The sequence below is a fragment of the Streptomyces sp. NPDC021212 genome (assembly GCF_044332925.1).
Classification (GTDB): Bacteria; Actinomycetota; Actinomycetes; order Streptomycetales; family Streptomycetaceae; genus Streptomyces.
In genome coordinates, this window is the sequence record NZ_JBIRPZ010000023.1 from 109,919 (window position 1) to 131,526 (window position 21,608).

The 21,608-nt window shown below is 70.3% G+C and carries 23 protein-coding genes; 15 read left to right on the top strand and 8 right to left on the bottom strand.

Annotated elements, in window-relative coordinates:
* Positions 1–182: 182 nt before the first annotated feature.
* Both ACH4SI_RS39945 and ACH4SI_RS39950 read right to left on the bottom strand, forming a co-directional pair.
* Positions 183–1,319, bottom strand: a complete 1,137-nt coding sequence (locus ACH4SI_RS39945) for a glycoside hydrolase family 6 protein (protein WP_398305197.1) — start codon at positions 1,317–1,319, stop codon at positions 183–185.
* A 14-nt stretch (positions 1,320–1,333) separates the two neighbouring features.
* Entirely contained in the window at positions 1,334–2,389 is a 1,056-nt protein-coding gene (locus tag ACH4SI_RS39950; RefSeq protein ID WP_398305200.1) for a S8 family serine peptidase, read from the bottom strand.
* Positions 2,390–2,899: 510 nt separating this feature from the next.
* Between ACH4SI_RS39950 and ACH4SI_RS39955 the strand changes: the two genes are divergently transcribed.
* From ACH4SI_RS39955 to ACH4SI_RS40000, 10 genes are all read left to right on the top strand, one after another.
* The gene (locus tag ACH4SI_RS39955) at positions 2,900–3,286 is read left to right on the top strand and encodes a GtrA family protein (protein WP_398305203.1); all 387 of its coding nucleotides are present in this window, start codon (positions 2,900–2,902) and stop codon (positions 3,284–3,286) included.
* Positions 3,283–4,578, top strand: a complete 1,296-nt coding sequence (locus ACH4SI_RS39960) for a glycosyltransferase (protein WP_398305206.1) — start codon at positions 3,283–3,285, stop codon at positions 4,576–4,578. Before ACH4SI_RS39955 ends, ACH4SI_RS39960 begins: the two co-directional genes overlap by 4 nt.
* The gene (locus tag ACH4SI_RS39965) at positions 4,568–6,277 is read left to right on the top strand and encodes an ArnT family glycosyltransferase (RefSeq protein ID WP_398305209.1); all 1,710 of its coding nucleotides are present in this window, start codon (positions 4,568–4,570) and stop codon (positions 6,275–6,277) included. The genes ACH4SI_RS39960 and ACH4SI_RS39965 overlap by 11 nt, the downstream gene beginning before the upstream one ends.
* 24 nt (positions 6,278–6,301) lie before the next feature.
* Positions 6,302–7,750 carry a hypothetical protein gene (locus ACH4SI_RS39970; protein ID WP_398305212.1) on the top strand — a complete coding sequence of 483 codons (1,449 nt, stop codon included), beginning with the start codon at positions 6,302–6,304 and terminating at the stop codon, positions 7,748–7,750.
* 134 nt (positions 7,751–7,884) lie between these two features.
* The gene (locus ACH4SI_RS39975) at positions 7,885–8,316 is read left to right on the top strand and encodes a hypothetical protein (protein ID WP_398305214.1); all 432 of its coding nucleotides are present in this window, start codon (positions 7,885–7,887) and stop codon (positions 8,314–8,316) included.
* Positions 8,317–8,318: 2 nt separating this feature from the next.
* Positions 8,319–10,250 carry a PAS domain S-box protein gene (locus tag ACH4SI_RS39980; RefSeq protein ID WP_398305217.1) on the top strand — a complete coding sequence of 644 codons (1,932 nt, stop codon included), beginning with the start codon at positions 8,319–8,321 and terminating at the stop codon, positions 10,248–10,250.
* Positions 10,247–10,924, top strand: a complete 678-nt coding sequence (locus ACH4SI_RS39985; protein ID WP_398305220.1) for a response regulator — start codon at positions 10,247–10,249, stop codon at positions 10,922–10,924. The genes ACH4SI_RS39980 and ACH4SI_RS39985 overlap by 4 nt, the downstream gene beginning before the upstream one ends.
* Positions 10,925–11,085: 161 nt before the next feature.
* Positions 11,086–11,775, top strand: a complete 690-nt coding sequence (locus ACH4SI_RS39990; RefSeq protein ID WP_398305223.1) for a response regulator — start codon at positions 11,086–11,088, stop codon at positions 11,773–11,775.
* Entirely contained in the window at positions 11,772–13,433 is a 1,662-nt protein-coding gene (locus ACH4SI_RS39995; protein ID WP_398305226.1) for a GAF domain-containing protein, read from the top strand. The genes ACH4SI_RS39990 and ACH4SI_RS39995 overlap by 4 nt, the downstream gene beginning before the upstream one ends.
* Before the next feature lie 97 nt (positions 13,434–13,530).
* A complete protein-coding gene (locus ACH4SI_RS40000; protein ID WP_398305229.1) occupies positions 13,531–14,334 on the top strand; it encodes a polyprenyl synthetase family protein in 804 nt (267 codons plus the stop codon).
* Positions 14,335–14,845: 511 nt separating this feature from the next.
* Here the strand turns inward: ACH4SI_RS40000 and ACH4SI_RS40005 are convergent.
* The 3 genes from ACH4SI_RS40005 to ACH4SI_RS40015 are packed head-to-tail and all read right to left on the bottom strand — an operon-like array spanning position 14,846 to position 16,601.
* A complete protein-coding gene (locus ACH4SI_RS40005; protein WP_398305232.1) occupies positions 14,846–16,033 on the bottom strand; it encodes a glycosyl hydrolase family 8 in 1,188 nt (395 codons plus the stop codon).
* 10 nt (positions 16,034–16,043) lie between these two features.
* Positions 16,044–16,214, bottom strand: coding sequence for a hypothetical protein (locus tag ACH4SI_RS40010; RefSeq protein WP_398305235.1), 171 nt, complete (start codon positions 16,212–16,214; stop codon positions 16,044–16,046).
* Positions 16,215–16,247: 33 nt separating this feature from the next.
* Complete coding sequence (locus ACH4SI_RS40015; protein WP_398305238.1) at positions 16,248–16,601, bottom strand: PRC-barrel domain-containing protein; 354 nt, start codon at positions 16,599–16,601, stop codon at positions 16,248–16,250.
* A gap of 145 nt (positions 16,602–16,746) precedes the next feature.
* On the opposite strand from ACH4SI_RS40015, the gene ACH4SI_RS40020 reads away from it, so the two are divergent.
* Positions 16,747–16,914, top strand: coding sequence for a hypothetical protein (locus ACH4SI_RS40020; RefSeq protein ID WP_009716824.1), 168 nt, complete (start codon positions 16,747–16,749; stop codon positions 16,912–16,914).
* A gap of 98 nt (positions 16,915–17,012) precedes the next feature.
* Here ACH4SI_RS40020 and ACH4SI_RS40025 read toward each other — a convergent pair whose 3' ends face one another.
* The 3 genes from ACH4SI_RS40025 to tnpA form a co-directional block, all read right to left on the bottom strand.
* A complete protein-coding gene (locus ACH4SI_RS40025) occupies positions 17,013–17,888 on the bottom strand; it encodes an RNA polymerase sigma factor SigF (protein WP_398305241.1) in 876 nt (291 codons plus the stop codon).
* Between the two features lie 311 nt (positions 17,889–18,199).
* The gene (locus ACH4SI_RS40030; RefSeq protein ID WP_398305243.1) at positions 18,200–19,408 is read right to left on the bottom strand and encodes an RNA-guided endonuclease InsQ/TnpB family protein; all 1,209 of its coding nucleotides are present in this window, start codon (positions 19,406–19,408) and stop codon (positions 18,200–18,202) included.
* Entirely contained in the window at positions 19,392–19,844 is a 453-nt protein-coding gene (gene tnpA / locus ACH4SI_RS40035) for an IS200/IS605 family transposase (RefSeq protein ID WP_398305245.1), read from the bottom strand. Before tnpA ends, ACH4SI_RS40030 begins: the two co-directional genes overlap by 17 nt.
* Positions 19,845–19,982: 138 nt before the next feature.
* Here tnpA and ACH4SI_RS40040 point away from each other — a divergent pair, with 138 nt between their 5' ends.
* The 4 genes from ACH4SI_RS40040 to ACH4SI_RS40055 all read left to right on the top strand — a co-directional run.
* Entirely contained in the window at positions 19,983–20,555 is a 573-nt protein-coding gene (locus tag ACH4SI_RS40040; protein WP_398305247.1) for a hypothetical protein, read from the top strand.
* A 119-nt stretch (positions 20,556–20,674) separates the two neighbouring features.
* Positions 20,675–21,007 (top strand): hypothetical protein, encoded by a 333-nt coding sequence (locus tag ACH4SI_RS40045; RefSeq protein WP_398305250.1) that lies wholly within the window; start codon positions 20,675–20,677, stop codon positions 21,005–21,007.
* 37 nt (positions 21,008–21,044) lie between these two features.
* Complete coding sequence (locus tag ACH4SI_RS40050; protein WP_398305253.1) at positions 21,045–21,356, top strand: pore-forming ESAT-6 family protein; 312 nt, start codon at positions 21,045–21,047, stop codon at positions 21,354–21,356.
* A gap of 40 nt (positions 21,357–21,396) precedes the next feature.
* Positions 21,397–21,608: DUF6507 family protein (locus ACH4SI_RS40055; RefSeq protein WP_398305256.1), on the top strand; the 212-nt coding region annotated here is incomplete at its 3' end.

Consider the following 21,608-nt stretch of genomic DNA (forward strand, 5'->3'; position numbering starts at 1 on the left):
AAACGGCCGAATTCCGACTACCTCAGTTGAGGTAGCGGAATTCGGCCGTTTCGTATGGGTTATGTCCGATTTGTGGGGGTGGTGGGAGGGCGCCCAGGGCGCAGGAGGGGGCCCTGCGGAGGTCTACGGAGGTCTACAGGGCCCCTTCGGGGGCCCTGCGGAAGCGCGGATCAGCCGGTCGGTCAGCCGGTCGGCCGGCCCGTCAGCCGGTACGCGTAGCCGGGGACGAAGACGCCCGCACCGGCCGCGCAGCCGTCCGCCTGCCCCGGCTGCTTGATCCACAGAAAGGCGTCGAGCCCGGGGATCCCGGTGGCCGCGGTGGGGGCCCTGCCCAGCCTGCGGCCGGGCGGATCGCAGAACTGGTGCTTGTGCGTGGGCCCCGCGCCGTTGCGGCTGGTGTCGACCACGACCCCCAGCCGGGGGCGGCGCAGCTCACGCAGCACGGACAGGCCGTAGCGCACCTCGTCGCCGGTGGCGTTGAAGTTGGAGACGTTGACCGCGATGCCGTCCCCGTACCGGTCGATACCGGCGTGCCGCAGCCGCCCGGCCATGGTGCGCGCGGGCTGCCAGCCGGAGTTCCCCGCGTCGTAGTAGACCCGGGTGCGCGGGGCCCGCTCCCGGAGCGTCCGGGCCGCGTACGCCAGGGCGGCGAACCGCTCCGCGCGCTGCCGCTTCCGCAGACAGCCCAGGTGGGCGAGGGCGTCCGGTTCGAGGACGACCAGGGCGGGCCGGTCGCCGATGCCCCGGGTGAAGGCGTCGATCCAGCGCCGGTAGGCGACGCCCGCGTCCCCGCTGCCGCCGGAGCTGTACTGCTCGCAGTCGCGCTGCGGGATGGCGTACGCGACCAGGACCGGCAGCCGCCGCTGGGCCGCGGCCGCGCCGACCAGGCCCCGGGCCTGCTCTTCGACCAGCGACTCGTTGGTCTGGGTGAACCAGGCGGCCTGCGGCTGGTCGGCGATGCGCCTGCGGATGGCCGCCGCCCGCCGGTCGCGCGGATGGGCGCGCACCCAGGACGCGGCGGGGTTGTGGGGGTCGGTGTAGAAGCGGGTGGTCGCGGGATAGAACGGCTTGGACACGGAGAGTGGCGGCTCGAGGGCATGGGTGACCGCTGCATGGGGCGCCGGGGGCGCCAGCAGCGTACGTACCGTGGTGGCGGCCATCACGGCCTCGGCCACCAGCACCAGGACCAGCACCTGGGCGCTCAGCCAGGCGGTACGGCGCGACCGCGCCGGCGGGCGGGCCCGGTCGGCCCGGTCGGCGCGGTCGGCGCGGTCGGCGCGGTCGCGCGGTCCGGTGAACCTGGTGAACCCGGTGAACATCGCCGCCCCCGCCGTCAGCTGTGATGGGAGTTGCCGGGCGGCGGGCGGCGGCGGCTGATGAGCACTATGGCCAGCACCGCGAGCACGACCAGCACACCGGCCACCACCCCTATCGTGACCAGCGCGGATTCATCCCCGGCCGCATGGGAGGCGGCGGCCGCCTTGGTGCGGTGCGGGGAGGGGGCCGCGGTGGGCTCGGCGGAGGGCGGCGGCGCGGCGCGGTCGGCGAGCGCCTTGGCGGGGGCGATCACCCCGTAGCCGTAGCGCGGATCGTGGCCCGCCGAGCCCTTCCGGTCGGCCGTGTCGATCAGCTTCCGCACGATCTGGCGCGCGTTCCAGCGGGGGTGCTCCGAGCGCAGCAGCGCCGCCCCGGCGGTGACCCAGGGCGCGGCGAAGCCGGTGCCGTCGCCGGTCCAGTAGTCGTTGTTGCCGGCGGTGGTGAGGATGGCGACGCCGGGCGCGGCGAGCGTGATGGTCCCGCCGTGGTGGGACGAGGTCCACACGGCGCCCTTCTTGTCGGTGGCCACGACGGCGACCACACCGGGGAGGGCGGCCGGGTACGTGGGCCGGTTGCCGTCCTTGCCGTTGTCGCCGGCGCCCGCCACGACCACGGCGTCCTGGCCGGCGGCGTACTTCACCGCGGACTTCAGGTCGGGGGTGGGGTGCTTGAAGGACGCGGCCACGTGGATGATGTGCGCGCCATGGCTCGCCGCGTGGCGGATGGCCCGGGCGGTGGCCGCGGCCTGGGGTTTTCCATTGCGGTACACCCCGAGCGGCATGATCCGGGCGCGGGGCGCGAGCCCGTACACCCCGTCGCCGCGGTAATTGCGGCCGGTGCCGACGATGATGCCCGCGGCATGGGTGCCCTGCTCGACCGCGTCCGCGTCGTCCCGGGTGACGGGGCTGCCGCCGCCCGCGAAATCCTTTCCAGGGGCGACCCGTCCGCGCAGATCCGGATGGGTCGCGTCCACCCCGGTGCCGATGACCGCGACGGTCACTCCGGCACCCTTGCTGAATTTCCACGCGCGCTCCGCCTTGAGCGCGGTGAGCGCCCATTCGGAATCGTGCAACGAACCGCTGTCGGTATCACTTGCCGCAGCCGGCGTGGCCAGTGCGAGGGTCATCGCTGCGATGACCACTCCGGCCCGGCCGGCGAAAGGATGGCGTGACATCACGTGACCTGACATTACGTCACCTACTCTCCTCGCACGGGACGCAAGGCCGTCGGGCCCCTTTCATCTTGGGCAGCCCCCGGAAGTACTGACACCCGCGGGCGAGGGATCCGCCGTTCCCCTCTTCGGGGGAAAGGCCGGGGCCCGGAGAAGCCGGCGCTCCCCGAAATGGGGGAGGAAAGAGGTCCGCCGAAGGTGCACTCACCGCTCCCCCGGGCGCGGGTACTACCTCCTTTGCGGGTGACGCACTCTGGGACTCGACGACGATAAGAGCCTCCTGTCGAGGGAGTCGCGATGCAGCGTTTCCGAACGTCCAGCGAGCGCACGGGAGAGCCGGGCGACGAAACGGACGTGACCACCGACCGGCGAAACGGGAGCCCTGTACGGACCCGCTCGCCACGGAAACGGATGGCGGGTATGCCCGGTCTGGCGCTGCGTTTCGCGGTGGTCGGCGGGGGCGGAGTGCTGGTGAACTCGGCGGCGCTTTTCGCGCTCTACCACTGGGCCGGACTGCCCCTTCTGGTGGCGTCCGGTATCGCGGTGGAACTCGCCGTGGTCCACAACTATCTGCTCAACGACCGGTGGACCTTCGCCGTGCGCACCCCGTCGGCCGGACGTTTCGTCAAATTCAACATATCCGTACTCGGCGGACTCGCGATCAACGTCGTTCTCGTCTGGTCGCTGGTCCGCGCCGGAATGCATCTGCTGCTGGCGAATTGTCTCGGCATCGCCGCCGCGTTCGCGGTCAACTTCGCCTGTAGTACGGGATGGGTGTGGGGGAGGCGGAGCCGATGATTGTCCCGATCATCTATCTGGTCCTGGTGACGGTCTCGATCCTGCTCACCGTGCAGTCGAGCCACGTCCTCTATCTCATGCTCTACACCTGGGACCGGGCGGACGCCGAGCGGAAGGCCAGGGCACCGGACACCTTCATTCCGCCGCGGCTCTCCTTCAGCGTCCTGCTGCCCGCCCGGCACGAGGAGGACGTCATCCAGTCCACCATCGAGCGGGTGGTGCGCGCCGACTATCCGGCCGAATTGCTGGAGGTCTTCGTCATCTGCTCACAGGACGACGACGGCACCGTGAAGAAGGCCGAGGAGAAGATCGACCAGCTGGCCCGGGAAGGGCTGCACAACGTGCGGGTCGTGGTCTTCGACGACGAGCCGATCAACAAGCCGCACGGGCTCAACACCGCCCTGCCGCAGACCGCCAACAAGGTGGTGACCATCTTCGACGCCGAGGACGACATCCACCCGAAGATATTCCGGCTCGTCAACACCGTGATGGTGCAGGAGCGGGTCCGGGTGGTGCAGGCGGGCGTCCAGCTCATGAACTACCAGTCCAACTGGTATTCCACGCTGAACGTCCTGGAGTACTTCTTCTGGTTCAAGAGCCGGCTGCACTACCACGCGCACCACGGCTCCATCCCGCTCGGCGGCAACACCGTCTTCTTCTCCCGCGAGCTGCTGCTGAAGCTCGGCGGCTGGGACGACCGCAATCTCACCGAGGACGCGGACATGGGCCTGCGGATCTCGGCCATGGGCGAGCGAGTGCGCGTGGTCTACGACGACCGGTATGTGACCAAGGAGGAGACCCCGCCCACCCTCGGCCACTTCATCCGGCAGCGCACCCGCTGGAGCCAGGGCTTCATGCAGACCCTGAAGAAGGGCACCTGGAAGAAGATGCCGACGCGCAAACAGCGCTGGCTGGCCTTCTACGTGCTGGTGTTCCCGCGCGGGCAGGCGCTGCTCGGCCTCTATCTGCCGATCTCGCTCGGCATGATCCTGATCCTCAAGGTGCCGGTGCTGATCGCGCTCTGCTCGTATCTGCCCGTACTGCTGCTGGTCGCGCACTTCCTGGTGCAGGCGGTCGGCCTGTACGAGTTCACCGGCGCCCATGGACTCGAAGCCTCGCCGAAGGCCGTCGTCCGCATGGCGATCGCCTGGTTCCCGTTCCAGATGGTCCTCGCCTACGCGGCGCTGCGGGCCATGCGGCGGCAGATGGCCGGCCGCCACGACTGGGAGAAGACACAGCACGTGGGCGCCCACCGGGGCCAGACCGAGGAGGCGGAGTCGCGTGTCGCATGACCCCGTGCCCAGCCGGGCACCCTCGAACCCGGTCGCCGGCGGCCAGGACCGGGCCGCCCCGCAGCGGCCCCCCGCACGGCGCCGCCGCCGGTTCTCCGTGGAGCGCGGCTGGTTCCCGCCGCTGGGCACCGCCGGGAAGATCGCCCTGGTGGTCTCCCTGCTGACCGGGGCCCTGACCCACGGCTACCACCTGTTCCGCTACCCCCTCTACCTCACCGACGAGGGCATCTACATGCAGCGGGCCTGGTCGCTGGTGCGGGAGACCAGCCTGTCCCCCTACACCTACGACTACGACCACGCCCCGGCGGGCTGGATCACCCTCGCCGGCTGGGTCTTCCCGCTGCCGAAGCAGTTCGAGACGTTCGGCAACGCGATCAACACCGGTCGCTTCCTGATGCTGCTGGTGCATGTCGCGAGCGTCTATCTGCTGTTCGAGGTCACCCGGCGACTGTCGGGAAGCACGCTGGCCGCCACCATCGCCGCGTTCTTCTTCAACGTCTCGCCTATCGCGGTCTACTACCAGCGCCAAGTGCTGCTGGACAACCTGATGATGTTCTGGCTGCTGCTGAGCCTGTTCGCCCTGCTGCGCCGGGAGACCACCATCAGATCGGTGTTCGGCGGCGGGGTGGCCCTGGGGCTCGCGCTGATCACCAAGGAAAACGCGATCTTCTTCGTGCCGAGCTTCATCTATCTGCTCTACCGGCGGATCAAGGGCTCGGCGAGCCACCGGTTCCTCCGTACGCTCTGGCCGTTCGCCGCGGCGGCCCCGATCGGCGCCTATGTGACGTACGCGCTGCTCAAGAACGAGCTTCTGCCGACCGGTTTCGACTTCGACCTGAACAACCCGCCCGCGGACCACGTCTCGCTGCTCTACACCCTGTGGTGGCAGCTCAACCGCAGCCAGGGCAACCTGCTCAGCCACAACGGCCTGCTCTACACGAGTTGGCTGATGCGCGACTCGTTCATGCTGATCGTCGGGTTCGCGTCGATGCTGCTGTGCCTGTGGTGGGGGCTGCGGGACCGGCAGCGCAACCTGGGCTACCTGATCGTCGGGACCCTGGCCTTCGGCTACACCTTCTACCTGCTGCGCGGCAGCGTGGTGCTGGACTTCTACGTCGCCCCGCTGATCCCCATGTTCGCGATCAGCATCGGCATGGCCGTGGACCGGCTGCTGAAGGCCTCTTTCCAGAGTCGTTTCATGCGGCAGGCACATTCCCTCGTACGGGTCGGCGTGCCGTCGCTGGTCGCCGTCGTCCTGCTGATGTCACCGTCCTCCGGATATCTGGTGCACACCAATACCGAAGGCCATGTGCAGATAGCGGACCAGTACCAATCCAGGATCAATCTCACCAAGATGCAGCATGATCAGATCGCCTGGGTGCGCAAACACGTCCCGCCCAATTCACGCATCATCATGGACGACGACCTGTGGGGAGAGCTGCACGATGTGCGCCCATTCTATCCGTATGCGCATTCACACTGGAACGCCTCCTCCGACCCCGATGTGCGCGACAAGCTATTCAAAAAGAGATGGCAGAACATCGACTACATCATCATGTCGAACAAGATGCGCAAGTCGATGGCCACAAACAATGCCGACGGGCGCGAGAACTGGATTCTCAAGGGCCTCCAGAATTCCGACCGGGTCTGGTCGGACATCCAGGGCAATATCAGACTCGAAATCTACCGGGTGCAATAGCCGCGGGAAGAGGAGGTGAAGGCCATGCCTGAGTACGACGACGACTGGGATGTTCCGGAGGACAGGGATGTTCCCGAGTACGAGGAGAAATCCCCGGGCGGGAACGACCCGGGCGACAAGCCCAAGAAGAAGCTCACCTGGAAGACCGTCCTGCTGGCTCTCGTGGTCTTCGCGATCGTCGGATCGCTCGTGCAGGTGATCGCGCGCGGTGGCTTCGGTGGCGCCCTCAACACCACCGGCAACGGAGGCGGCGGCGCCCCGAAGAAGGGGCATCCGCACGAGCGGCAGGAGGTACGGCCGCCCAAGCAGCCCAAGACCATCAAGCTGGGCAACCAGCGCATCCCGCAGGCGTCCGGCCCGATCATCGTGCTCAACCCGGGCCTGGTGACCCCCGGCGGCAAGGCGACGGTCGAGGGCGGCGGCTTCGGCAAGAAGTCCACCGTGGACCTGCTGCTCAAGGCCCGGGCGTCGGACACCAAGGGCCGGGCGATCGGCAGCGTCCGGACCGACCGCTACGGCTCGATCTACGCCCGGTTCACCGTGCCCGAGTCCAACAGCGGCCGGCCCGCCACCCTCGTCGCCCAGCAGCGCGGCAGCGCCAACACGGCCGAGGCCAAGGTGATCACCGGCGGCGCGGTCGGCACCGCGCGGATCAACAAGATGGTCGGCCGGCCGGGCGACGTCGTCTCGGTCAGCGCCCACGGCTTCCGGCCGGGCGAGGCGATCGACGTGTTCTGGGGACGGACCACCGGCATCCCCGTCACCACGCTGCACTCCGACAGCGGCGGCGGCGTGGGCCGCGCGGACATCAAGGTCGGGGTCGCCCCGACCGGCAACAGCACGCTCGTCCTGGTGGGCAAGCGCAGCAAGACCACGGCCACCGCGCCCTTCCAGATGCTGGCCATGTACCCGTCGATGAAGTCCAAGCCGTACGCGCTCAAGGCCGGTCAGCGGATCACGCTGTCCGCCAACAAGTTCGCGCCAGGCGAGCGGGTGCTGGTCTACATCAACCGCAACAGCGGGCTGCCCGCCTTCACCGCCCAGGCGAACGGCATGGGCCAGATCCGCGACGTGGCGTTCAACGTGCCGTTCGGGCTCAAGGGCCGGCAGACGCTGATGGCGATCGGCGACCAGAGCCGGGCCGTGGTGCGCTCGGGGTTCACGGTGCTGCCGTACACCCCGTCCGCCGAGCCCAGCGCCTTCGGCGGCCGGGCGGGCACCACGCTGAGCTTCTACGTCGCGGGCTTCGCCCCGGGCGAGACGGTGAACGCGTACGCCGGGTCCGGCTCCACCGGGCAGCGGAAGATCGCGACCTTCCAGGTGGACGAGCGCGGCAAGGCGTCGGCGGTGGGCTCGTACCGGATCACCAAGGCCGACGAGAACGGCGTCGCCTTCCAGCTCATCGGCCAGAAGAGCGGCGGCATCGCCAAGGCGAGCATCAACATGTCCTCGGGCCACGGACAGAACGATTAGGGACGCCGGTGACGCCGGCGAGGCGAAGACGCCCGAGCGGGAACGTGGGCCGGGAGGTCCGTCCGGCCGCCTTGGGGGCCCGGGGCCCACGTTCGCGATAGTCCGGAGATGTACCATGCGTCCTGGAGTGTCCTATGAGTATTATTTTCGGCCCTAACTCGCGAAGAGTCCTCCAGTTCCTGACCCATATCGAGGACCTCTCCCCCGAAGAAATCGACCGGGTGGCCGATCTGTGGAAGCAGACCTCCAGCCAGACCCGCGCCGAGGGGTGGGCGGAGGTCCACCGCACCACGACCGACGAGGAGCGGTACCGCATCCTCGTGGCCGCCGCCGTCGCGCGCCGCGCCGCCCTGGACACGGCGAAGAACCACCGGCGGCACGACTGGGCCTTCTGGGCCGCGGTGTGGGACGCCGCGGCGGCGGTCGCCGTGTGCGATCGCATCGGAAGCCACTACAACGTGCTGGTCGCGCCGCTCGCCGCGGTCATGCCGTCGCTGTCGCACTGCCGGCGCGATGAACTCAGCATCCGCGAACTGCAGGGTGCCGTCCTCAAAGGAGGTGGGTAGCGATGGGTGACGACCGGATCGACGTTGTGGTGGCCGATGACGACCCGGCAGTCCGGGAAGCCCTCGCGGACCTCATCGACTCCCACCCCGACCTGCAACTCGTGGGCCTCGCCGTCGACCACGAGCAGGCCGTGCACGCGGCGGTCGAACACCACCCCCGCGTCGTGATCATGGACGTGCACATGCCCAAGGGCGACGCCCCGGGCAGCGTCCGCGCGATCCGTGACCAGGCCCCCGGCGCCCGCGTGGTCGCGCTGTCCGCCCACGGCGACCGCGAGACCGTCCTCAACATGCTCGCCGTCGGCGCCACCGGCTACCTGGTCAAGGGCACCCCCGCCGAGGAGATACTCGAAGCGATCAACAGGGCCGCCCGCGACCAGTTCTCCATGTCCGCCGATCTGCTCGCCGACTGCGCGGAGCCGCTGCGCCGCGCCGACCGCTCCTCCTGGCGCTTCGAGGACCTGGTGGGCGGCCGGCTCGAGGAGTCGTACCTGGACCTGCTCGGCCACGCGCCCTGCGGGGTGCTGGTCCTCGGCTCCCGCGGCCGCATCGAGTTCGCGAACGCCCACGTACGGCACATGTTCGGCTACAGCTCGGCCGAGCTGCGCGACAAGCGGCTGCGGGACCTCGTCCCCGAGCGCTACCGCACCGCCTCCGAACAGCTCGTCGGCCGGGTGTTCAGCGCGCCCTCCGCGATGGCGGGCCGCCGCCGGGACGGCACCGAGTTCCCCGCCCAGTTCGGCGGGGGCCACCTCCAGGGCAAGCGGGCCCGCGGTGTCGTCTTCGTCGCCGACCTGAGCCAGCTGCGGGCCGCCGAGAGCCGCTTCCGCCAGCTCATCGAGTCCTCCCCGGACGCGATGATGATCGTGGACGCGTCCGGCCGTATCCAGGCCACCAACAACCGCACCGAGGCCCTCTTCGGCTACGACCGCGACCATCTCATCGGCCGCGCCGTCGAGGCGCTGCTGCCCGACCAGCCGCTGACCATCTCGCTGCGCGAATGGGACGAGGCCGAGGAACCACTCGGCCACAGCATGGAGCTGGTCGGCCGGCGCAGCGACGCCAAGCAGTTCCCGGCCGACGTCAGCATCAGCCCGCTGCGCACCGAGGAGGGGATGCTGACAGTGCTGACCGTCCGCGACATCACCGAGGTGCAGCGCGCCCAGTTCGTCCTGGAGCGCAGCCTGGAGCTGCTGGAGGTCACCGACCGGGACCGGCAGGCCCTGCTCAGCCATCTCGTCCACGCCCAGGAGGCCGAGCGCGGCCGGATCGCCGCGGACATCCACGACGACACCATCCAGGTGATCACCGCGGCCAGCCTCCGGCTCCAGCAGCTGCGGCGGCGGCTGCGGGACCCGGAGGAGCAGCGGGTGATGGACAAGCTGGACGAGACCCTGAAGCTGTCCCTGAGCCGGCTGCGGCAGCTGATCTTCGACCTGCGGCCGTCCAGCCTGGAGCACGGCTGCCTGGCCGCCGCGCTGCGCGGGCTGCTGGAGCAGATCCGTACCGAGACCGGGCTCACCTACCGGCTGGAGGACCGGCTCGCGGCCAAGCCGCCCGCCGAGACCATGGCGCTGATCTACCGGACCGCGCAGGAAGCCCTGATGAACGTGCGCAAGCACGCCCGGGCGAAGACGGTGCACGTCCAGCTGCTCGGGCTCGACGAGGGCTGTCTCGTACGGATCGTCGACGACGGCCAGGGCTACAACCCCCTCGACGTGGAGTCCCGCCCGGGCCACCTCGGGCTGTCCCTGATCCAGGAACGGGCCCAGATCGCGGGCGGCTGGTGCCGTATCGAGAGCGCCCCGGGCGCGGGCACCACCGTCGAGTTCTGGGTGCCGCTGGGCGATCCGGCGGTCCCGGCCCTGGGGACGCCGTCCCTCGACGCGCCGTCCCTCGGCTGCCCGACCCCGGAAGGGGAACCGGAGCCGTGACCGCCCCGGCGGAGCTGACCAAGGTCCTGATCGTCGAGGACCACCGGGTGGTCGCCGAGGGGCTGTGGGCCCTGCTCGCCGAGTACGCGGACCTGACCGTGGTCGGCTGGGCCGACTCGGTCGCCGAGACCGTGCCCATGGCCAAGGAGCTGTCCCCCGATGTGGCCCTGGTCGACTTCCGGCTGCCCGACGGCACCGGAGCCGACGCGGCCGCGGGCATCCGGGCCCATGACCCCTCCTGCGCGATCGTGATCCTCAGTGCCGACGCCAGCGACTCGGCGCTGCTGGCCGCGGTGGAGGCGGGCGCCTGCGGCTATCTGCTCAAGTCGGCGAGCGGCGACGAGATCGCCTCCGCCATCCGCTCCGCCGCCGAGGGCGAGACCCTGATCCCGGCCGGCACCCTGGTGGAGGTGCTGTCCCGGCACCGCGAGTCGGCCCGCTCGACCGCCGAGCAGACCGGGCGGCTGGAGAGCCTGACCCGGCGCGAGCAGGAGATCCTCACCCTGATGGGTCAGGGCCTGGACAACCGGGCGGTCGCCGAGCAGTTGAGCATCAGCTACGCGACCGTCCGCACCCATGTGCGCAAGATCCTGGAGAAGCTCGAGGTGCGCTCGCAGCTGGAGGCGGTCGCCAGGGCCACCGAATGGGGCTTCCGGCCCGTCGAGCCGGAGTGAGGCCGTGCGGCCCGGCCGGGGCCTACGCCAACCGGGGGCGGACGATTGGGGGACGAAATCCCCCGAGCGAGGGAATTCCGGACAGCACTCACCGGGTTCCCCTCCCGTACGCGTAGCTGGACGCTCCGTTCCGCTCTCGTTCCATGGGCAGGTGAGTCAACGTGGCGCTTCGCGTTCTGATCGCAGACGATCATGCGGTGGTCAGGCAGGGCCTGCGCATGATCCTGGGACTCGACAACGAGATCAAGGTGGTCGGCGAGACGACCAACGGGCGGGAGGCCGTACGGCTGGCCCGGGAGCTGTGCCCCGACGTCGTCCTCATGGACCTGCTGATGCCCGTGATGGACGGGGTGTCGGCCACGGCGGAGATCCGCCAGGACATCCCCGAGGTCGAGGTGGTGGCGCTGACCAGCTCCCTCGACGACGCCATGGTGATGGGCGCGGTACGGGCCGGGGCGATCGGCTTCCTGCTGAAGAACGCCGAGGCCGACGACCTGAGGAACGCGGTGAAGGCCGCGGCCGCCGGCCAGATCCATGTCTCCCCCGCCGCGATCTCCCGGCTGATGGGCCAGGTCCGCGAGCCGAGCGGGCCCGAACAGCTCACCGAGCGGGAGACCGAGGTACTGACCATGCTGGCCCGCGGCAAGGCCAACAAGGAGATCGCCCGCGATCTGCGGATCGGCCAGCAGACCGTGAAGACGTACGTGAGCCACATCCTGACCAAACTCGGCGTGCACAGCCGGACCCAGGCGGCGGTGTACGCGGTGCAGTCGGGCCTGGTGCCGGCCGGTGAGCTGACCCCGCCCGAGGCGCCGGAGTCTACGACGAGGGAGCAGTGGTGGTCGGCGTGATCGCATTTGGGATACACGGGCACGCACACGAGTACCGGCGCGGCTTCCGGTTCCGTCGGTGGCGGCGCCGTCGCACCGCGCTCGCCGAGGTCCGCGAGCAGGTCCTGGCGGGCGAGCCGGGCGACCAGGTGCTGCGGCTGATCGCCCACCGGCTGCGCGAGCTGCTGGGCGCCGACCTGGCGCGGGTGCTGGTGCTGGAGCCGGGCGACGTCCTGGCGGTACGCGCCACCGACGGCACCCCGGACGCCGTCCCCCGCGGGCTGCTGACCCCGGGCGGGTCCGCCCCCGCGCGCAAGGCGATCCGCGCCGGACGGCCCACGGTCTCCGGGGGCGAATCCCCCGGCATCCTCAATCTCTTCGGGCGGGTTCCGCACGACGCGGCCCTGGCCTCCGTGCTGGACGCGCCGCTGCTGGTGCGCGGCCAGGTCGCGGGCGTGATCGAGGTGGCGACGCGGCGCGGCGGCCGGCGGCTCACCCACGGCGACGTGAGGACCGTCCGGATGTTCGCGGAGCCCGCCGGGCTCGCCGTGGCCCGGCTCCGCGGCCGCGAACAGCTGCGCCGGGTGGCCGCCGCCACCGCCGCGGCCGCCGGGCAGGGTTCCGTACGGCGCACCCTGGACTCCCTGGCCGCGGGCGCGGTGGCCCGTACGACCGCCGCGAGCTGCACCGTCTACCTCCTGGAGCCCGGCCCTGCCGCCGTCCTGCGCATGGCGGGCGGCGGCCACGGGCACACCCCGCCGTCCCGTGCACCCGCGCTGGAGGCCATCGCGGGCGCCGCGCCCGTGATCCACGAGGGCGAGGCCGGGACGACGGGAACTCCGGCGCGCGGCGCGGTGGCCGCCTGGCCGCTGCTGCGCGGGACCACCGTGATCGGCGCGATGTGCTGCCACTTCCCGGCGGGCCGCCGCCCCGGCGAGACCGACATGACCGTCCTGGAGGTCATCGCGGGCCACGCGGCGTGCGCGGTGGAGCACGACCGGCAGCGCGCGGCCGACCGGGAGACGGCCGTACGGGAGGAACGGCAGCGGATCTCCCGCGAGCTGCACGACTCGGTCTCGCAGGCCCTGTACGGCATCGCTCTGGGCGCCCGTACCGCCCGTGAGCTGCTGGAACGCGATCTGGCCGAGCCGGCCGAGCCGGCCGGGGTGGCCGAGCCGGCCGAGCCGGCCCGGCTCGCCGAGCCGATCGAGTACATCGGACGGCTCGCGGACATCGCGATCGCCGAGACCCGGAACCTGCTGTGCCAGCTGCGGCCCGAGTCGCTGGAGGCCGAGGGCCTGGTCGCCGCGCTCACCCAGCACGTGGAGACGCTGCGGGACCGGTACGGCATCACGGCCGAGGCGAGGCTCGGGTCCGAGCCGGAGACCACGCCGGAGGCCAAACACGCCCTGTACCGGATCGCCCAGGAGTCGCTGCACAACATCGCCAAGCACTCCCGCGCCCGGAACGTCACCCTCCACCTGCTCAGCGGCCCCGGCACGGTCACGCTGACCGTGGCCGACGACGGCGTGGGCTTCGACTCCCAGGGCACGTTCCCGGGCCATCTGGGGCTGCTCTCGATGCGGGAACGGGCCCGTGAGGTGGGCGGCACCCTGCTCGTGGACAGCCGCCCGGGGCAGGGAAGCCGGATCCGGGCCACGGTCCCGGCCGAGCCGTAGGCCCGTGGTCGACCCACCCCCGACTGACATATGAGACATTACTGACCCTCTGTGTACCGACCGTCTGTGCACTGACACTCCGTGAAGGGAGCCCCGGGTGACCGTCGTCGGGAACCACACGCGGGAACCGGACCTGCGGACCGCGCTGGCGGCGGTCGAGGACTGCCTCGTGGAGGCCACGCGCAGCGACGTGCCGTTCATCACGGCGGCCGCCCGGCATCTGGCCCGCCCGGGCGGCCGCCGCCTGCGGCCGCTGCTGGTGCTGCTGGCCGCCCGGTTCGGCGATCCGCGCGCGCCGGGCGTGGTGCCCGCGGCGGTCGTGGTCGAGCTGACCCATCTGGCGACGCGCTACCACGACGACGTACGGCACGAGCCGAACGCCACCGTCGCCGTGCTCACCGGCGACTTCTTCTTCGCCCGCGCCTCGCGCCTCCTGGCCGGGCTGGGGCCACGGGCCGTACGGCTCCAGGCCGACGCGTTCAAACGCCTGGTCAGCGGCCAGATCCTGGAGACGACCGGCCCCCGCGACGGCCACGACCCCGTCGCCCACCACCTGCGCACCCTGGCCGCCCGCACCGGCGCCCTCACCGCCGTCTCCGGCCGCCTCGGCGCGCTGACCTCCGGCGCCACGGAGGAGATCGCGGACGCGCTCGCGGTGTACGGCGAGCACCTGGGCGTGGCCCGCCACCTCGCCGCCGAGCTGCACTCCCCGGTCCCCGGCACCCCCACCCTCTCGGTCCTGCTCTCCGGCGACCCGACGGCACCGGCCATGACCGAGGCCCGCCAAGAGGTCCTCCGCCAATGCGCCGCCGCCCACGCGGCCCTCGCTCCCCTCCCCGCCTGCTCGGCCCGCACGGCCCTGGCGGAGCTGTGCGACGCGGTGGCCCGGGGCGACCACTAGCCGTCCCCGCGCGTCAGCAGTCCTGTGCGTCGACCGCCCCGCGCGGCGGCAGGGCGTGCCCGTCACCCGTCAGCTCTTTCGTGCGGCGGCGGGTCGTGTGCGTCGGCCGTCCCACGCGACGGTCGGGAGCGTCAATCGCCTTGAGCATGGGCGGTCCCGCGCTCGCACCGCCGTCGCGGTCGGCCCACTGGCCCGCCGGGTCGGCGGGTCGGCGGGGATCCGGGCGCAACCCCTGCGGGGCCCAGTCGCGGCGCCCCTGGTTCGGGAAGGGGCGGGCAGGGGAAACCCCCGCCACGCTCAGGACGGCTGATCGCCCCGCGACAGCGCCTCCCCGAACCGCCGCAGCCGCGCCAGCGCCCCGGGGTCCAGCGCCTCGCGCCGCCGTACCAGCGCCCGCGCCACGACCTGCCGCTCCCCCGCCCCCGTACAGCGGCAGCCGCCCGCACCACCCCACCGGCACCGGCCCGCGCCCTCGCTCCGCCCCCTGTGCGTACCCGTGTGCGTATCCACCTCACGGAAACCCCCGCCCCACGCCACCCGATTCCACCCCCGGAGCAGACGGCGGCCACCAGTTGTGGCTGACCACCAGCATCGCCTGCAGCTGCACGCTCGCCGAGTAGTACCGGCCCGGCACCGGCGGCGACGCCGCCATCCACTCCCACAGCGCGTCCAGCCACTCCTGCCCGCCGCCGCCCGCCATCGCCGCTACCGCGAACGGCGCGACGAACGCGCCCGCCGCGCCCTCCCCGTACGCCGCGCCGTCCAGCCGGTACCCGCACCGGATCCGGCCCGGATCACCGTGCGTCGCCGCGCACATCCACCGCCCCATCCGCCCGGCCACCGCCCGCGCCCGCGCGTCGCCGCTCACCGCCGCGTCCGTCCCGATCCGCCAGGGGACGCGGCAGGCGTTCCAGTGGTGGTCACCGTCGTGCTCGCTCTCCAGCACCTGCCCCGGCGCCGGCTTCGGATCGCTCCCCGTGTCCACCACGAAGTCCGGCAGCAACCCGGTGTCCGGGGCGTACACCTGCTGCAGGTCCCCCGCCAGCGACAGATGCGTGTCCAGCGCCTCGCCCCACCGCGGGTCCCCGGTAGCCGCCCGGAACGCCCTGAAGTGGGCGGGCATCCAGTCCGAGGTGCGGGAGACCTCGTCGAAGTGGCCCGAGGACCAGTCGCCGAGCTTGATCGGCCCGCCCGCCGCGGGCAGCGCCGTCTCCCGGATGGCGTCGATCCGCCGCACCGCCCGCGCACGGTAGCCGCCGCCCCACCGCCGGTCCGCGAGCAGCAGCGCGTACGCGATGTCCAGGTCACCGTCGGTCGCGGAATTCGCCCCTCCGACGTCCCGTCCCGCCTCGTCCTGCTGGGCGGCGTGCAGATCGGGGTGACCGGCGGACGGATGGGCGAGGACGTACCGCAGGAGTCCGTCGAAAACGTCGCGGGCATCCGGGTCGGCGCCCGCCATCAGCGCGCTGATCACCATGCCGTACCCCTGCGCCTCGGCGACGTACGGATACGCGGCGTCGGGGGCGTACACCGCGCACGAGCCATCGCCGCGGGGTCGTACGAAGTGGCCCTTCCACAGCCGGTAGTGCTCCAGAACCCGCCGGTCGGCCGCCGCCGGGTCGACGGAGGGCCGCAGCGTGCCGGGCGCGTACGGGAAGGAATGGCCACCGAACGGAACGCCGGCCCGCCCCCCGCTCATCGCCCAGTCCTCATCGCAGCGGCCGGCGCCGTGCCCGCCGCGACCAGTGCACGGCCAGGAAGATCACATCGGCCACGAACACCGCGACGCCGATGATCAGCAGATAGCCCAGTCCGTACACCACCGTGCCGATGAGCCCGAGCACCATCGCCACGATCACGAAGAAGAGGAAGAGAGCCACCGTGCGACACCTCCCGGCCCGTCGGGGCAACGGTCAGCGGCGAGCGAGCCGCCGTTCGCCCGCGCCCGCCTGGTACGCCTTGCCGTAGTGCTGGAAGATCGCGCTCTCCTCCTCGGCGGGCAGCACATCGTCCACACCGAGCGAAGGGGCCTTCTTCACCAGCGTCCGCGCGTACGCCACCTTCACGTAGCCCGGCCCCAGGACCGCGTCGTCGACCGGAACGAAGACCAGGCGGTGCCGGGTGGGCATCCCGGTACGGACCGTCGCCATCTCGGGCTGGTCGGTCGCCGTCGAGACATAGACCGACTCCAGCGCGCCGATCTTGCGCCCTTCGTCGTCCACGACATCCCGGTCGCGCCACTCACGGATATCAGCCGGCTGGATCATGACCATCACCCTCTGCCCTGGCAGCCCTCCACAGCTACACGCTGCACCTCCAGGCTGCTCCTCGCGACGGCGTTCGACAACTGACCGAAATGATCAGGTGTGTGCCCTTCGCGGAGGGGTACTCGGGCGGCGGAGGTTGATAATCATGGTCCCGCTTCTCGTGGTACTGCTTCTCGCGCTCCTTCTCTTCGGTGCCGGGTTCGCCCTCAAGGCACTGTGGTGGATCGCCGTGATCGTTCTCGCGGTCTGGCTGCTCGGCTTCATCGTCCGTCCCACCACGGGCGGCCGCCGAGGACGCTGGTACCGCTGGTAGCACACCGGAAGGAAAGTGGGGCCCGACCGGATTCCCGGTCGGGCCCCACTCGTACGTCTCACTCGTACGTCTCACTCGTACGTTTCTCGATACCAGCCCTAGTCGGCCAGCAGACCGCGCCGCAACCGCGTCAGCGACTTGGTGAGCAGCCGCGACACATGCATCTGGGAGACACCCAGCTCGGCACCGATCTCGGACTGGGTCATCTCCTCGCCGAACCGCATCTGGAGGATGCGCCGGTCCCGGTCACCGAGCTGCTCCACCAGCGGCTTGAGAGCGTGCAGGTTCTCCACGACCTCCATGGCGGGATCGACCTCACCGATCCGGTCCGCATACGTGGTGACGCGGGTCGTACCGGTCTCGGGGTCGGCGGGCGCGTCCAGCGACGAGGTGCTGTAACCATTGCTGGCCACCAGCCCGTCGAGGACCTCCTCCTCGCTCAGGTTCAGATGCTCGGCCAGCTCGGTCGTCGTCGGCGACCGGTCCAGCCGCTGGAACAGCTCCTCGTTCGCCTTGGCCAGATCGATCCGCAACTCCTGCAGCCGGCGCGGCACATGCACCGCCCAGCTCGTGTCGCGGAAGAACCGCTTGATCTCACCCACGATGTACGGAACGGCGAAGGTCGTGAACTCCACCTCGCGGCTCAGGTCGAACCGGTCGATCGCCTTGATCAGCCCGATGGTGCCGACCTGGACGACGTCTTCCATCTCCACCGAGCGAGTACGGAACCGCCGGGCGGCGTACCGCACCAGCGAAAGATTCAGCTCGATCAGGGTGTTGCGCACGTACTGATACTCGTGCGTCCCCTCTTCCAACTCCGTCAGCCGGTCAAGGAAGACCTTGGTGAGCGCACGAGCGTCCTGTGGCGTCACCTTGGTCGGGTCCGCCACGGCCGGCAGCCCCACCACCGCGCACGTCCGCTCAGCCTCCCCTGCCGTCAGCTCTGACGAATCCACGGTTGCCGTGCCGTTCACTTCGCCCTCCCTGCCCTTCGGCTTGTTGCAGCTGAACGAGAAACCGCCTACCCAGCATTCACACCCCCATGCCCATTTCCTTGAGCAATGAAGAGGAAACCGCAGACGACCTGCACACTCCGACTCCCCAACTGCCCTGCTCAGGGTGACGGTCGACTACCGGCTCGTCACACGGAAAACGTCTCACACGCCGTGGCCGGTGCTGGCTAGCCTCAGGGCATGGGCGTGGACATCACGGTGCTGGTCGTCGACTGGGAGCACCTCGTGACTCCTCCCCCCGGATGAATCCGGGGGGCTTCTCCTGTCGGTGGCTATGCCACGTCGGGAAGGACCAGCCCGGCCCTGAGTGCGACGTTCCAGGCGCCCACGCGGTCCGCGTGGTCGATGTGCTGGCATGAGGTGCACTGGAACTTTTCGCCGTCGCGGTTCTCGCTGTCCACGTGCCCGCATTGGGGGCAGGTCCGCGAGGTGTTGCGGGGGTCCACCGGGATCAGTACACGACCGGCGCTTTCAGCCTTGTGCGCGAGGATGCCCAGGAACACCCCCCAACCCGCGTCAAGAATGCTGCGGTTGAGCCCGGCCTTTGAGGCGGCGCCGTTCGCGAGGAACGCGCCGGGTGTCTCAGGGTCGGGCTTCGGCTTGGGGGTGCGAACCATGTTCGCGATGCTCAGCCGCTCGTGCGCGATCACGTCGTAGGTGCGGACCGCCGCAAGCGCGGTCTTGTGTGCGTGGTCGGTGCGCTGGCGGCGCACCTTGCGGTGCAGCTTGGCTACCTTCTCCACCGCGCGGCGCTGCTTGGCGGTGTGATTGTTCGGCTTCCGGCGCGGGAATGCCTTGACGGCGCGCTGAGCGTCGGCGAGGGCTTCGGCGTTCCGCTTGCCGTGCCGGGGGTTGGGCAGGTGTTCGCCCTCGGACGTGGTGAGGAAGTGCGTGAGGCCCATGTCGATGCCGGTCGCCGCGCCCGTTGCCGGGAGCGGTTCGGCGGGCACCTGATCGCAGGCGAGGACGACATACCACTGGCGCCCCTCACGCTTGACCGAGACGGTCTTGACGCGGCCCGTGACGGGGCGGTGCTGGTGCACGCGGACGTGCCCGACGCCTTGCAGCCTCACGCGGGTGACGGGATCATGCGGGGTGGAGTCCCAGCGGCAGCCGTCGCCGTCCTTGGGGAAGTCCACCGTGTCGAACCAGTTCACACCCCTGAACCTGGGATATCCCGGCTTCTCCCCGGCCTTCACGCGCCGGAAAAAGGCTTGGAACGCCTTGTCCAGACGGCGCAACGTGGCCTGCTGCGAGCTGAACGACCAGCGTCCCTGACGCTCCGGGTCGAAGGCGCGGATGTCCTTGAGCTGCGCGGACTGCTGCCCGTACTTGATCGAGGTCTTCGAGGTGTGCCGGTAGGCGTCGCGGCGTTCCTGCAAGGCCCCGTTGTAGAGGGAACAGTGATCCCGCAGCATCTCGTCCAGGGCTTGCGCTTGGCGGACGGTGGGGCGGAGGAGGAACTTATACGCCCGGCGCACTGTCGGCCTCCTCCTTCTGCTTCTTCGTCCAGGGGCGTTCCCACTGGGTGTTGATGTACTTCTCCACCGTGTCCGCCGAGACGGCACCGACCGAGGCGACGAAGAACGATGACGACCACAGCGTGGGCATCTGGCTCTTAAGGTGCGGGAACTCCGAGCGGAGCACGCGGGAGGTGAAGCCCTTGAACTGGTTCGCGACGTAGGAGGCGGACGCCTTCGGCTCGTGCTTGACGAACAGGTGCACGTGATCGGGCATCACCTCAAGGGCGATGATCTCCCAGCCCTTCTCTTCCGCCTTCGCCTCGATCAGCTCACGCAGCCGGACCGCGACCCGGCCGCCAAGAACCCGGCGACGGTACTTCGGGCACCACACCACGTGCAGTCCCAAGTCATACACGCCGCCGGAGTACCGGCGAACCTTCCGCGGCACGGCCATAACGATCACTATACACGTGACACTCATCTAGTCGGCTCGGGGCAACAGTGCCAACCCGTACGCACAGTTGAGGTCAGAACAGCCCAGAGAAGCGATTCCCCCATGCGTAAACGCACGGGTCCCCTCGCTAGCCATCGGATGGAGATCGCGCCGGACGACCGGCTCGAGGTGCTGCAGGAGTCGGCGGACGCGGACGTCGACGTCGACGCGGGGTGGGTGTGGCCTGCCGAGCCGGGCAGATCCTGGCTGGGCCGGTACGAGTTCGGCGGCACCCTCGGCTCGTACAAGCCGCACTTCCGGGCCGCCCATGCATGGGACCACGTCCGGGGTGCAGCCGAGCGCGAGCTGCGGGTGGCCCTGGACGGGTTCCTGAGCGCTCTGATCTGGTGGGGTCCCGAGGTCGACACCGACGCTGAGCACGTAGACGCGGACCTCTTCCCTTCCGGCGCTCGCTTGTGGCGGTCGGGGCCGCTCATCGCCCGCGGCCCCCGGACCGTGGCCCGCCTGAACCGTTACTGGCACGAGGCTGCCCCCGAACTGCCGCAACCGCCGCAACTGCCGCAACTGCGCGAACCGTACGCGCGCCACGCCGCGTCTCCTGGGGGGTGGATCGCGGACTTCGAGGACTTCACAGCGCTGCTGTCCGGCTGGGCCGAAGCCGTGGGCGAAGCCGAACGACGCCGGTGGGGACTGGTCGGGCTCCCCCTCTGAGGCCCTGAACGGGTGTGTCACATGCCTGTCACAGCCGACCGGATCTCCATTGCGACGATTTCCCGATGTTGTGAAGATAGCTACGGGAAACGACCTTCTCATTCGGTAAGGGGAGCCGCATGAAGTTCGACATGGGGGCCCAGACGCTGTCGACTCTGCAGTCGAAGTCGCGTGGGTCCAGTGATGATCTGGGAACGTTGATCCGTCAGCTGGTGCAGGCGGCGGAGCCGTTGGAGGGGAAGTTCAACGGGCAGGGCAAGGCCGCGTTCGACTCGTTCAAGGCGCGGTCGGATGAGATCGCCTCGTCTCTGCAGAGCTCCCTGTCAGGCATCCTCGGTGGTCAGTCGGGCATGGACACGGCGTTCAGCTCGGGCGACCAGGAGCATGGTGACAACGCGCGGCAGCAGATGTCCGCGGCCAACTTCGACGCGGCCCGCTTCGGCGGCCGCTGACCGTAAATTTTCGATCTTCAACGGGGAGGGAACGTTCATGGCTGCCAACAGCGATCGTCGTTCGTACGACACGGGTGCTTCTGGGGACGCGCAGGTCAACATTCAGGCGGTGGTGGCGCGTCTGGAGCAGGTGATCACGGCGCGCGACGCCCAGGTGAAGGCGGCGATGTCCGACTTCACCGCGGACGGTGTGGCGGACGAGTACCACGGCAAGGAGCTGCGCTGGAACCGGGCCTCGCAGGAGGTCAAGAGCATCATCCAGCTGCTGAAGACGGTGCTGGAGAAGAACGACGGCACGGCGCAGCACACGCTTTCGCGTGCGAAGGCTGCGGTCGACAACATCGGCTGACTTACGAAGCGGACAGCCGCTGGGGGGCGTGACGTAACGCATGACGGGCTGGGACCTGCAGCCGCAGGGTATTTCGAGTGTGCTGAAGACGACGGGCGAGTTCGCCGCGAAGATCGAGAAGCATGCGTCGGCGTATGGGAAGCATCTGCAGTCGGCTGCGGAGCATGCCGGCACGATCAGCGCCGACGGCGGCGGTGGCGGTGGCAAGGGCGGCGAGGAGGCCAAGGGCGGTCTCGTGGCTCTTGCCTTGTC

Coding starts and splice junctions, on each gene's coding strand:
- ACH4SI_RS40005 (WP_398305232.1), bottom strand. CDS start 16,033: ATGAGCGGGGGGCGGGCCGGCGTTCCGTTCGGTGGCCATTCCTTCCCG.
- ACH4SI_RS39970 (WP_398305212.1), top strand. CDS start 6,302: ATGCCTGAGTACGACGACGACTGGGATGTTCCGGAGGACAGGGATGTT.
- ACH4SI_RS39975 (WP_398305214.1), top strand. CDS start 7,885: ATGAGTATTATTTTCGGCCCTAACTCGCGAAGAGTCCTCCAGTTCCTG.
- ACH4SI_RS39955 (WP_398305203.1), top strand. CDS start 2,900: ATGGCGGGTATGCCCGGTCTGGCGCTGCGTTTCGCGGTGGTCGGCGGG.
- ACH4SI_RS39980 (WP_398305217.1), top strand. CDS start 8,319: ATGGGTGACGACCGGATCGACGTTGTGGTGGCCGATGACGACCCGGCA.
- ACH4SI_RS40050 (WP_398305253.1), top strand. CDS start 21,045: ATGGCTGCCAACAGCGATCGTCGTTCGTACGACACGGGTGCTTCTGGG.
- ACH4SI_RS40020 (WP_009716824.1), top strand. CDS start 16,747: ATGGTCCCGCTTCTCGTGGTACTGCTTCTCGCGCTCCTTCTCTTCGGT.
- ACH4SI_RS39960 (WP_398305206.1), top strand. CDS start 3,283: ATGATTGTCCCGATCATCTATCTGGTCCTGGTGACGGTCTCGATCCTG.
- tnpA (WP_398305245.1), bottom strand. CDS start 19,844: ATGGCCGTGCCGCGGAAGGTTCGCCGGTACTCCGGCGGCGTGTATGAC.
- ACH4SI_RS39945 (WP_398305197.1), bottom strand. CDS start 1,319: ATGTTCACCGGGTTCACCAGGTTCACCGGACCGCGCGACCGCGCCGAC.
- ACH4SI_RS40015 (WP_398305238.1), bottom strand. CDS start 16,601: ATGATCCAGCCGGCTGATATCCGTGAGTGGCGCGACCGGGATGTCGTG.
- ACH4SI_RS40045 (WP_398305250.1), top strand. CDS start 20,675: ATGAAGTTCGACATGGGGGCCCAGACGCTGTCGACTCTGCAGTCGAAG.
- ACH4SI_RS40040 (WP_398305247.1), top strand. CDS start 19,983: ATGGAGATCGCGCCGGACGACCGGCTCGAGGTGCTGCAGGAGTCGGCG.